A 522-nucleotide genomic window follows, 5' to 3' on the forward strand; every position below is an offset into this window, starting at 1 on the left:
ACTTGTTCGGAGCATCCTTAATGGGCGGCTTTGCCGCCTTGACTGTTTGCTCTGCCAGCCTTGCCTCTGTTGGTACTGACACCGCCACCATGCTGACAGAATACTTCAACAGGACAGTCGAGCATTGCGACACGCCCTCAACACCAGCGTTTTCCTGCTCAGGTATTTTGCTCAGAAGCACCCTGCCCCCCACCACGGCGCAGGCTACTTGGGCCAGTTGGTATTCAAGCCCGAATGCAAAGAAGAAAGGCGGCATGGCCTTTTCTTACTTGCGCGCCGACACTCAAGTCACCCGCCTGGCCGGCCGGGGCTTGAACGGTTATACGCTGTACCCTACCCAAGACATACCAAGCGGCAAGAAACAGTACGAAGTCCTTTGTGCCTACCCTTCCGACGGCGACACCGGCACCCGCACACAACAAGGCTGCGGCGATAACAGCAAGACCCGCGACGAGGAGCAACTCTGCGAAACAACAGGCATCGACAACGCAGCACAATGGGTCGTATGCGATCCATGAACCC

The 522-nt window shown here is 57.1% G+C and carries 1 pseudogene; it reads left to right on the top strand.

Annotated elements, in window-relative coordinates:
• Nucleotides 1-518, top strand: a pseudogene (locus M5G17_RS27325) (hypothetical protein); the annotation flags it as partial.
• Nucleotides 519-522: the final 4 nt, after the last annotated feature.

Source organism: Pseudomonas rubra, from assembly GCF_028656935.1.
Lineage (GTDB): Bacteria > Pseudomonadota > Gammaproteobacteria > Pseudomonadales > Pseudomonadaceae > Aquipseudomonas > Aquipseudomonas rubra.